Genomic DNA, 10663 nt, shown 5'->3' with positions numbered 1-10663 from the left:
CATGCCGTCCTCCGATCTCCCGGGGCCGGCCGATCCGGCCCTCAGGGTATCGGGTTCCCACATTCATCCGCACATGTACGGATGAATGTGGGAGGTGTTCGGATAAAGTTGGTAATCAAGGCCCGTCTGAAAAAGTTCTTAAAACAGCTTTAAAGTTGCCTTTGGCCTACATTGACAGCGTACAATACGCATGTTTACCATGGCAAAAGCTAAATTTGGGGAGGGGGAGCGCACGGTGGAAGTGCTGGTTGTTGGCAATACCGCGTATGTCGATGACGACTTTTGTGCCAAGGCGTTTCCCGGTGACCATGTTCAGGTCGTGGCGGCCAACGAGGCGCGCCGCGACGGGTCGTCGCTCCATGCGTCTTGGAAAGAGCTGCTGCAGCACCTGGACCAGGCTTACGAATTCGACCGTGTGGTCTACCTCTCTACCTATCTCACGCCGCATACCGAGGCCGTTGGCGACATCGAGCTGCTGCGCTCCGTCTTTCGAGCTTGCATGGGTCGCCAGATTCAGCTGCTGTTTGTGACTGGTCCCATGGGAGCGGACGGTGCGGTGGACGTTGCGGGGCAAAACGGCAAGGGCATCATTGCCCGTGCGGCCAACGACCTGTGCCGCTACTATGCGGTCCGCGACGGCATTCAGGCCAAGATCTTGCGCGTGCCGTATCTGTACACCGCCTCGCCCACGCTGGAAGACCCGATTTTGACCCCGCTGTTCGAGGCGTGCTCGCAAGGCTCTGCTGTCATGAGGGCTGGGGCGGACTCACCGCTCGGTGCCCTCTGCGCCGAGGAGCTGGCCGTTCTGGTGCGTCGCATCTTCGACAGCTGGGATGCCACATTCGAGGAACTCGAGGTTCCGGATAGCTTTGCCCACACCGTGGGAGACCTGGGCGAGGCGCTCAAGGGCTTGTTCCCGGGGCTCGACATTACCTACGACGGGGACGCCGTCGTCTCCATTGCTCCGAGCGATACCGTCCGCACGCGCTACGGGTGGTTCCAGCGCTATGACGTGCTGCGCGATCTTTCGACCATACACGCCCGCTGGGAGCAGACCCTCGCGGGCAAGCGCCATCCGCTGCGTGCCGCCATCGACCGCATGCGCGGGCGGACACTGCCCATCAAATGCCTGGAGACCGCGCTGGCCTGGGTGCTCTTTGAGGGCCTGGAGCTGGTGTTTTCGCAGTCTGCTCAGCTTAACGTGCTCGACTACCGCCTGCTGTACGTGGTACTGATCGGCACGCTGTATGGGCTCGATTTTGGCCTGGTTGCGGCGCTGCTGGCGTCGGTGGGTTTGGCCGCGAGCTACTTTACTCAGTACGGTTATACCTTCCAGGGTCTCTTTTACGAGCCGTCCAACTGGCTGCCGTTTATTGCGTACTTTGTGGTGGGTGCCGTGTGCGGCTATGTGCAGCTGCGCAACAGCGAAGCCATTAGGGCGGAGCGCGATCAAAACGAGCTCGTGCGTAATCGCAATACGTTCCTCACACAGCTTTACCACGACGCGATCGAGGACAAGCGCGCGTACAGGCGCCAGATTGTGGGTCGCCACGACAGCTTTGGCAAGATCTTTGCCGTGACGCAGGAGCTCGACGTACTCAACCCACGCGACATCTATCGCAAGTGCTGCGAGCTTCTGGGCGAGATCCTCGAGAACGATTCGGTGGCGATCTACCATGTTTCGGGCGGGGCATTTGCACGCCTGGTGGCAGCAAGTCCCGCGATTGCCGAAAATGCCGCACGCTCGCTCACGCTTGAACAGCTTGCACCTCTTTTGGGCGACGGGGGTCGTTCGAACCTGTGGGTGAACCGTGAGCTGACGCCGGGGTTTCCCATGTTTGGATACGCGATCGAGCGCGACGGGGCACCCGCCGTGTTGATCTTTGTGCGTAGTGCGGCCGAAAACCAAATGACCCTCTATTATCAAAACCTGTTCCGCATCTTGTGCGGGCTGGTCGAAAGCGCGCTGGGCCGTGCCTTTGACTATGAGGCGGTGGCGCAGGATAAACGCTGCGTTGACGGCACTTGCGTGCTCAAGCAGGCGGCCTTTGGCCAAGAGCTCGCGGCGGAGCAGGCGCTGGCAGATAGCAAGATGGGGAGTTTTTTGCTCCTGCGCGTGGTACCGGGCATGGAGCCTGTCGGCGAGCTGGTGGGCGCAATTGGGTCGGCAATCCGCGAGAGCGACGCGGCGGGCTTGGTCGACGGCAACGTGCTCTACCTGCTTATGCGCCAGGCAAAGGCGTGCGATCTTCCCATTATCCGTAAGCGCCTGAGCGCAAAGCATATTGCGGTGGAGCCCGTCGACGGCGAGGGCATCGTGGCGCTGCTGCAGCGCATCGCTTACACCGGTGACGGTGAGGGGGGTGCCGCTTGATCTCGCTTGTCGTTGCTGCCGTCTTGCTGCTGATTCATTCGCTGGTTTGCCTGATGCTGTGGACGCTCATGAAGCTGGGCCTGCTGCCGGTGCGCGGGCATATGTTGGCCGTGATGGTACTTGTACCGTTGTGGGGCCCGCTATTGGTGTTGCTGCTTTCGATGCGCAGCGCCGTGTTTGGTGCGGACCTTAAGGACGCCACGTTGGAGTTGCTGCGCATTAACGATGAGCCGCATCGCAGCATCTTGGTTCATGACCGTGAGGCCGATGCGGGCGTGATCCCGCTCGAGGAGGCGCTCATCGTCAACGACCCGGCAGACCGGCGCCGCCTAATGCTCTCCATGCTCACCGAGGAGCCCGACGCGTACCTGGCGCAGCTGCAGGCGGCTAAGCTTAACGACGACGTTGAGGTGGCGCACTATGCCGCGACGGCGGTGGCGCAGATCTCCAAGGAGTCCGACCTTAAACTGCAGCAGCTGGAGCGTGCCTTTAAGACGGACCCGAGCGCGCAAAACCTCAACGAATACTGTGATTTTCTTGGTGAATACTTGGGCTCGGGCTTGGCTGAGGGGCGCGTTGCTCAGATTCAGCGCCAACAGTACGCGCGCCTGCTTGCGCGTCGCTGCGAGCGCGAGGATACCCTTGAGCTGCGCATTCGATACGCGACGGCGCTGGCCGATGTCGGACAGATCGACGAGGCGCAGGCCGTGACCGACCAGCTGGTACTCGACGTGCCCGAGGAGCAGGAGGTTTGGATGCTTTGCCTGCGCCTGGCCGTGATGCGCCGCGACGGTGACGAGGTCCACTGTGTGATCGATGCGATTGACAAGCAACATGTGTATTTGAGCGCCGACAACCGCGAAAAGTTGGCGTTTTGGCGCGATGGGGAGGAGGCCCGATGAGCGTGGCGCAACATATCCGAGACCGTGTGGGCCGCTTTCGTTGGATGGGACTCCTCGTGGTGTGGGCGGTCTTTATTGCCATGGCCGCCGTGCTGCTGGTGGAGCGTGCCGGCGTGCAGTACAGTGCGGGCCAGCATAGGCTGGGGATGCTTGCCGCCAACGACGCGGTGCCGGCCTCCTCGGCAATCTTTGGCCAAAAGCCCACGTGCCTGGTCATTACAGACTCGGACCAAGATGGCGTCGACGACGTCAAAGACCAGTTCGACCAGATTTTGCTGGACATGAAGATCGCCCATCGCGACGTGGATCTTGCCCTGGATGGTGCGGATGCCATTCCCTCGCTGACCTCCTTCGATCGCGTGATTTTGCTCATGCCGTCGCTCGATGGGCTCGGTACGCACCTGAGCGACATTATGAGTTGGGTGAGTGCCGGCGGTTCGCTTATGCTCGCCATGCCGCCGGATAACTCGAGCTATCTGCAAGTGATTGCCTCCAAGCTTGGCATTGAATCGGCCGGATATGACTATGTAAAAGCCGAAAGCATTGTGCCGAGTGAGGACTTTATGCTGGGCGGGGGAGAGCGCTACGAGCTCTCGGACCCCTTTGATTCGTCGCTTTCAGTATCGCTGCGCGAGACGGCGCGTGAGTGGGCTAAGACTGGCGATGCGGGCGCCCCGCTCATTTGGTCTAATGACTGCGGTAGCGGGCGCACCGTGGTGTGCAATATCGGTATCTACGACAAGGTCATGCGCGGCTTTTTCGCCGCGGCGATCAGTCTGCTGGGCGATGCTACGGCCTATCCGGTCATCAACAGCGCCGTGTTCTATTTGGACGACTTTCCTAGCCCCGTGCCCTCGGGCGATGGTACTTATATCAAGCGTGACTACGGCCTTTCCATTGCGGTTTTTTACACCAAGGTCTGGTGGCCCGATCTGCAAAAGCTCGCGCAAAAATATGGCATTCGCTATACCGGCGTGATGATCGAAAACTACGAGGACGCGGTCAACCAGACCGAGCCCGCGCGCCAACCCGATACCACGCAGTTTCGATATTTTGGCGGCATGCTGCTGCAGATGGGCGGCGAGCTGGGCTTTCACGGCTACAACCATCAGCCGCTCGCGCTCTGGGACACCGACTACGGCACGCTGTACGTCTACAAGACCTGGAAGAACAAAGAGACGCTCGTCGCTTCGCTCAACGAACTTATCGCGTTTCAGGACGAGGTTCTGCCCAACGCTCATGGCTCGGTTTACGTACCGCCGTCGAATATCCTTTCGGCCCGAGCGCGCAAGCTCATCGGCACCGACGTTCCGCGCATTAAGACCATCGCCAGCACGTATTTTGAGGATGGCACCGACCTGCCCTACGTGCAGGAGTTTGGCGTGGCGAGCGACGGCATTGTGGAGCAGCCACGTATTGTCTCGGGCGGCATGGTCGACGATTCCTATATGCGCCTGGCAGCCGTGTCCGAGCTCAACATGCACTACGTGAGCACGCATTTTATGCACCCGGACGACTTGCTCGATCCCGATCGTGGTGCCAAGGAGGGCTGGGAGGTCTACAAGGGCGGCCTGGTCGACTACCTGGAGTGGCTTACCAAATCCGCGCCCGACCTGCGGCACCAGACGGCGTCGGAGTGCTCCGGTGCCATCCAGCGCTTTTCGTCCGTGACGGTGAGCGTGGATACCAGCGCGGATGCCTGGACGCTCAGCCTGGGCAATTTCCACGACGAGGCGTGGCTCATGTTCCGCGCCAATAATGGCGAGCCGGGTGCGGTGACGGGTGGCGAACTGACGCACCTTACGGGCAATCTGTATCTGCTCAAGGCAAATGATAAGACCGTGACGATCGAGCGCAAGGAGGGTGGCGATAAATGAGAATCTGCTTGGTACTCGAGGGTTGCTACCCCTATGTGCACGGCGGCGTATCTACCTGGATGCATGGCTACATTACGGCCATGCCCGAGCACGAGTTTGTGCTGTGGGTGATCGGCGCGCATGCTGCCGACCGTGGCAAGTTTGTCTACGAGCTGCCCGGCAACGTGGTCGAGGTGCACGAGGTGTTCCTGGACGATGCCCTGCGGCTTTCGGGTGAGCAACATGAAGCCAGTTTTAACGACCGTGAGCGCGAGGCGTTACGCCGTCTGGTGTCGCTCTCCAATCCGGACTGGGACGTGTTATTCGATATCTTCTACCGCCGTCGCGTGCATCCGCTCTCGTTTTTGCAGAGCCGCACGTTTATGGATATCTTTCGCGACGTGTGCCTGGCCGAGTATCCCTACACGCCCTTTGCCGATGCATTCCACACCATGCGCTCCATGTTGCTGCCCGTGCTCTACCTGTTGGGCAGCGAGGTGCCGGTGGCCGATGTGTACCATGCCATCTCGACCGGCTACGGTGGTCTGCTCGCCTGCCTGGGCTCAAGCGTTCACCATGCGCCGGTGCTGTTGACCGAGCATGGCATCTACACCCGCGAGCGCGAGGAAGAGATCATTCGCGCCGATTGGGTGGTGCCGTCGTTCAAGGACCGCTGGATCCGCTTTTTCTACCTGCTTTCGGAGGAAATCTACCGCCGCGCCTTCCGCGTGACGAGTTTGTTCCATAACGCCCGCAAGACGCAGGTCTATATGGGCTGCGATGCGGACAAATGCCTGGTTATCCCCAACGGCATCCAGTTCGACCGCTTTAAGGATATTCCCTTAAAGCCCGATGACGGCTGGGTGGACATTGGCGCGGTGGTGCGCTTGGCGCCCATCAAGGACGTCAAGACAATGATTTATGCCTTCTTTGAGCTGCACGAGCGCCTGCCCAAGGTGCGCCTGCACATTATGGGCGGCGTGGACGACGAGGAGTACGGCGCCGAGTGCCACGCGCTGGTCGATACCCTAGGCGTGCGCGACCTGATCTTTACCGGCCGCGTCAACGTGGTCGAGTACATGGAAAAGCTCGACTTTACCATTTTGACGAGCATCTCCGAGGGCCAGCCGCTCAGCGTGCTGGAGTCGCTTGCAGCGCGCCGTCCCTGCGTGACGACCGAGGTGGGCTGCTGCCGCGAGTTGCTCGAAGGCGCCCCGGGCGACGACTTTGGCGTGGCGGGTTTTGTGACGCCGCCCATGTATCGCAAGGGCTTGGCCGATGCCATGGAGCGCATGTGCGTGAGCCGCGCCCGTCGCATTGAGATGGGGGAGCGCGGGCAGCGTCGCGTTGCCACGTACTTTTTGCACGAGCAGATGCTCGCCAACTATCGCGCGCTGTACGACGAGACGGCGCGTGCGTTTGACCTGCCCAGAGAGGGGGAGTAGCCGGTGGCCGGAATCGGTTTTGAGCTTAAGCGCCTGTTTAGGCGCAAGGGCCTTTTTGCCACGATGCGCGCTTACGGCTACGCCGGCATTGTGTGCACGGGTCCCATGCTGTTGGGCGTGCTGCTCCAGGTGGGTATCTTGGTGCTGTGCGGTCTGTGGGGCGTAGGGCGTGCCAACCAGGATCTGCTGGTGTGCATGGTGACCTACACACTGCTGGCCTCGCTTTTGCTCACGAGCTTTTTCTCCATGCCGGTCACGCGCTTTTTGGCCGATATGTTGTTTGCCGAGCGCGAGGATGAGATACTGCCTTCGTTTTGGGGCTCCAACGCCATCATGCTCGTTGCGGGCACGGTGCTCTACGGCGTCTTTTTGCTGTTCTCGGGCGCCACGCTGCTGCAGGGGCTGCTGTGCCTGTGGCTGTTCAACATTATGATCGTCAACTGGAACGGCATGAGTTACCTCACGGCCATCAAAGACTACCGCGGCATCCTGTGCAGCTTTGCGGCCGCCATTGGCGTGGCGTGCCTGTGCGCCCTGGCCGCGCTGGCGCTGGGGCTGCCGCCGGTCGAGGGCCTGTTGGCATCAATTGCTCTGGGCTACGGCGTTATGCTCGCCTGGGACGTGGTGCTGCTATACCGGTATTTTCCTCAGAGCGACCGCAGCCCCTGGCTCTTTTTGCAGTGGCTCGATCAGTTTATGCCGCTGGCGCTTACGGGCCTGTTCACCAACCTGGGCCTCTTTGCGCATTTGGTGATAATTTGGGCCGGTCCCATTGGCGTGCAGGTCAAGGGCTTGTTTTATGGTGCGCCCTACCACGATGTGCCGGCGCTTATCGCGTTTTTGACAATCCTGGTCACGTCCGTCAACTTTGTGGTCTCGGTCGAGGTCAATTTCTATCCGCGCTACCGCGACTACTACAGCCTGTTCAACGACGGTGGCGTGGTGGGCGACATTGTGGTGGCCGAGGAGGAAATGCTCTCCACGCTCAACCGAGAACTGCGGTTTTGTGCGCTCAAACAGTTGTTTGTGACCGCGGCGGTCATTTCGCTCGAGACCACGGTGCTCTCGGCCCTACCGTTGGGCTTTAATAACCTGATGCACGGGTATTTTCGCACGCTGTGCGTGGGCTATGGCCTGTATGCCGTGGGCAATACGGTGTTGCTCATCTTGCTGTACTTTACCGACTACAAGGGGGCCGTGCTGGCCTCGGGGCTGTTTGCTGGTGTGGCCGGGCTAGCGAATGCCGTTTCTCTGCTCTTGCCGCAGCAGTTTTACGGCTTTGGCTTTTTGTTGGGTGCAGCGGTGTTTTTTATCGTGGCGCTGCTGCGGCTCGATACCTATACCGCCAACTTGCCGTATCGTATCCTGAGCCAGCAGCCCATGGTGGCGACTGACAAGACGGGCTGGTTTACCGAACTTGGCCGGGTGCTCGACCGTGTTGAGCAACGCTACGAGGCCAAGCGCGTGGGCGGTGAGCCGCGCAGTGCGTTTGAACGTATGGTGGTTCGCCTGTACCAAAAACATTGGGGAGGTTCTGATGATCGATAAGTTGATGTCTCGCCGCTGCCTGATCGAGGCGGCTGCCGGTGCGCTGTTGCTTTCGGGCTGCTCGTCTCAGGACGAATCCTCGACCAAAAAGGTCAAAAAGCAGGACAAGATTAAAAAGGCTGAGGCCTCGGGCGAGACCAAGCACCTTCGCGATAAGGACGAGCTGTACGAGGTCTACGACGACTCGGGCATTGTGACCATGTACCTGACGGTCTCGCGCGGTAACAGCTCCGAGAACACCGATCATAGCTGGGCCGAGATCAATACGTACTCGGTGTATGACTACGCCGACATGGGCGTGACGCGCTATCAGGTAATGGGGCTTTTGCAGGCGGGCGACGAAGACGGCCCGGTGGCCGGCGAGGTTGGTTATGGCGAGGAAGCGCCCAATGCTACCGTGCAGGTGCGCGGCCAGACGTCGAGCATGAACTCGCAAAAGAATTACAAGGTGGAGCTCAAAAAGGGCAAGGGTACCTGGCGCCAACAGCGCGCGATTGCGCTCAACAAGCACATGGGCGAGGGTATGCGTTTTCGCAACAAGATGGCCTATGACCTTATCCGCGGGATTCCCCAGATGATGGGCCTGCGCACGCAGTTTGTGCATCTGTGGGTGTGCGACCAGACCGAAAAGTCCAACGATACCTTTGAGGACTACGGCCTGTTTACGCAGGTGGAGCAGCTCAATAAGACGGCGCTTAAGGCGCACGGCTTGGATAAGAGCGGGCACCTGTACAAGGTGAACAGCTTTGATTTCCATCGCTACGAGGACACCATTAAGCTTGCCGATGATCCCGACTATAACCAGGCAAACTTTGAGGGCATGCTCGAGATTAAGGGCGATACGGACCACACCAAGCTCATCGAGATGCTCGATGCGCTCAACGACGAATCGCAAAAGATAGATAACGTGCTCGACACCTACTTTGATACCGAGAACCTGGTCTATTGGCTGGCGTTTCAGATCCTTACGGGCAACTGCGATACGCAGAACCGCAACTGTTATCTGTACAGCCCGCTCAACTCAAATACCTGGTACTTTTTGGATTGGGACAACGACGGCATGCTGCGCAAGCTGGAACTTTCTCTTACCGGGTTTTCGGACTACGCGAGCTGGGAGCGCGGCGCAAGCAACTACTGGGGCAACGTGCTGTTTAACCGCGCGTTGCGCAGCAAGGCGTTCCGCGGTGAGCTCGATCGCGCCGTCAAGGACCTGCGTACGTATTTGACCGAGACGCGCCTGACCAAGATGATCAAGCATTATCGCGAGGTTACCGAATCGCTAGTCTTTGCTTCGCCCGATATCGATAATCTGCCTGTCACCAAGGACCAATATGAGCAGATCGCCGCGGCGATTCCCTCCGAGATCGAGGAGAACTACAAGAGCTTTCGCGAGAGTTTTAAAAAGCCCATGCCTTTCTACATCGGCGTGCCGCAGATCGATAACGGCAAGCTGCGCATTAACTGGGATGCGTCCTACGATTTTGAGGCGCGCGACATTCGCTACACCGTTGAGCTTGCGCGCGACTATGCCATAAGCGACGTGGTCTTTAAGGCCGAGGATGTGCTGCTTCCCGAGGTGACCTGCGATGCGCCCGATACCGGCCAGTATTTTGTGCGCGTGCGTGCCACCAACTCCGACGGCTATACGCAAGATGCGTTTGACTACTATGTGACCGACGACGGCAAGCACTACGGCATGAAGTGTTTTTACGTGCAAGACGGCGGTAAGGTCGTGGAGGATACGTATGAGGAGGGCTAGCGCGCTGCTTGAGCGCCTGGCGGCACCGCCTGTGCGTGCCACGCAGGAGCGTTACCGCCACGAGCTCAAATATCTCATTAACGAGGGCGAGCACGCCGCGCTTGCCTGTCGCATGGCGCCTGTATTTAAGCTAGACAAACATGCGCGGGCGGGCGGTTACACCATTCGCAGCCTGTATTTTGACGACTACTGCAACTCGGCCTACGAGGAAAAAGACGTCGGCATTCTCATGCGCAAAAAGTATCGCGTACGCATCTATAACGGCAGCGACAAGGTGATTAAGCTCGAGCGCAAAAAGAAGTACGGTAGCTGGATCTATAAGGAGGACGCGCCGCTCACACGTGGCGAGTTTGAGCAGATTCTGGCTGGCGACTACGGCTTTTTGCTGAGGAGCCCTTATCCGCTCTGTCGCGAGTTCTACATCGAGTGCATCTGCAACATGATGCGCCCACGGACCATTGTGGACTACGAGCGCGAGCCGTGGGTGATGGACGAGGGCACCGTGCGCATTACGTTTGACATGAATGTGCGTGCCGCGGTGGGAAGCTTCGATATCTTTGACGTGACGCTGCCCGCGTTGCCGGTCCTGGAGCCCGGTAAGCTGGTGATGGAGGTCAAGTTTACGGAGTTTTGCCCGCAGCTGGTGCGCGATATGGTGCCGCCGGGCGCGGCCGAACTCACGGCGGTCTCTAAGTACTGCCTGTGTTATGACAAGACCGCCTACCTGCGCGGATTTAATTACTGGGAATCGGATTTTGGGAACCGAGGGGATATTTAGA

7 protein-coding genes are annotated in these 10663 nt (G+C 59.4%); all 7 read left to right on the top strand.

Features of this window, described 5'->3' with window-relative positions:
• Positions 1–235: 235 nt before the first annotated feature.
• From AB5202_RS07665 to AB5202_RS07635, 7 genes are read left to right on the top strand one after another with little or no spacing between them, the layout of a single operon-like run.
• Positions 236–2374: a DUF4118 domain-containing protein gene (locus AB5202_RS07665; RefSeq protein ID WP_117774273.1), complete on the top strand. Its 2139-nt coding sequence runs from the start codon at positions 236–238 to the stop codon at positions 2372–2374.
• A complete protein-coding gene (locus AB5202_RS07660; protein WP_368144310.1) occupies positions 2371–3276 on the top strand; it encodes a hypothetical protein in 906 nt (301 codons plus the stop codon). Before AB5202_RS07665 ends, AB5202_RS07660 begins: the two co-directional genes overlap by 4 nt.
• Positions 3273–5153: a DUF2194 domain-containing protein gene (locus AB5202_RS07655; RefSeq protein WP_368144312.1), complete on the top strand. Its 1881-nt coding sequence runs from the start codon at positions 3273–3275 to the stop codon at positions 5151–5153. Before AB5202_RS07660 ends, AB5202_RS07655 begins: the two co-directional genes overlap by 4 nt.
• On the top strand, positions 5150–6577 hold the full coding sequence (pelF, locus tag AB5202_RS07650) for a GT4 family glycosyltransferase PelF (RefSeq protein ID WP_343001449.1): 1428 nt from the start codon (positions 5150–5152) through the stop codon (positions 6575–6577). The genes AB5202_RS07655 and pelF overlap by 4 nt, the downstream gene beginning before the upstream one ends.
• Before the next feature lie 3 nt (positions 6578–6580).
• Entirely contained in the window at positions 6581–8125 is a 1545-nt protein-coding gene (gene pelG, locus AB5202_RS07645; RefSeq protein ID WP_099431625.1) for an exopolysaccharide Pel transporter PelG, read from the top strand.
• Positions 8115–9884, top strand: a complete 1770-nt coding sequence (locus AB5202_RS07640; RefSeq protein WP_368144313.1) for a CotH kinase family protein — start codon at positions 8115–8117, stop codon at positions 9882–9884. The genes pelG and AB5202_RS07640 overlap by 11 nt, the downstream gene beginning before the upstream one ends.
• A complete protein-coding gene (locus tag AB5202_RS07635) occupies positions 9871–10662 on the top strand; it encodes a polyphosphate polymerase domain-containing protein (protein ID WP_368144314.1) in 792 nt (263 codons plus the stop codon). Before AB5202_RS07640 ends, AB5202_RS07635 begins: the two co-directional genes overlap by 14 nt.
• The last annotated feature ends 1 nt before the right edge of the window (position 10663 follow it).

Origin of the sequence: Collinsella aerofaciens (assembly GCF_040915545.1) — a bacterium.
In the GTDB taxonomy this organism is placed as follows: domain Bacteria; phylum Actinomycetota; class Coriobacteriia; order Coriobacteriales; family Coriobacteriaceae; genus Collinsella; species Collinsella aerofaciens_BE.
This window is presented reverse-complemented; position numbering and strand designations above follow the sequence as displayed.

What these genes read in the sequence shown, in the direction of transcription:
- pelF (WP_343001449.1), top strand. Translation starts at nt 5,150, where the DNA reads ATGAGAATCTGCTTGGTACTCGAGGGTTGCTACCCCTATGTGCACGGC.
- AB5202_RS07655 (WP_368144312.1), top strand. Translation starts at nt 3,273, where the DNA reads ATGAGCGTGGCGCAACATATCCGAGACCGTGTGGGCCGCTTTCGTTGG.
- AB5202_RS07635 (WP_368144314.1), top strand. Translation starts at nt 9,871, where the DNA reads ATGAGGAGGGCTAGCGCGCTGCTTGAGCGCCTGGCGGCACCGCCTGTG.
- AB5202_RS07640 (WP_368144313.1), top strand. Translation starts at nt 8,115, where the DNA reads ATGATCGATAAGTTGATGTCTCGCCGCTGCCTGATCGAGGCGGCTGCC.